Origin of the sequence: Streptomyces pseudogriseolus (genome assembly GCA_002154585.1) — a bacterium.
GTDB classification, from domain to species: domain Bacteria; phylum Actinomycetota; class Actinomycetes; order Streptomycetales; family Streptomycetaceae; genus Streptomyces; species Streptomyces pseudogriseolus.
This window is the reverse complement of the sequence record MUNG01000579.1, coordinates 1-286: the sequence shown is the minus strand read 5'-3', so window position 1 is coordinate 286 and position 286 is coordinate 1. Positions and strand designations below refer to the sequence as shown.

Genomic DNA, 286 nt, shown 5'->3' with positions numbered 1-286 from the left:
CGCTGCCGCTGCCGGTGCCCGTACTGGCGCTCGTCCTCGCCACGCTCGGCTTCTGCCTGGGCGTCGGTCAGCCGCTGTCCATGACGACGGTCGTCCAGGCCGCGCCCCCCGCGGCCCGCTCCACCGCCCTGGCCCTGCGCCTGACCGGCAACCGCCTCGGCCAGGTCGCGGCCCCGGCGACGGCGGGCCTGATCGCCGGAGTGGCGGGCGTGGCGGCGCCGTTCGTCATGCTGGGCGCGTTGCTGCTGACATCGGCGGGGGTGGCGGCACGGACGCCGGCGGGGGC

General features: G+C 78.7%; 1 protein-coding gene. It reads left to right on the top strand.

What is annotated here, in order from left to right:
- Nucleotides 1-286 (top strand): MFS transporter (locus CCN29_RS36550; protein ID WP_442538644.1); only part of this gene is annotated, 286 nt, incomplete at both ends.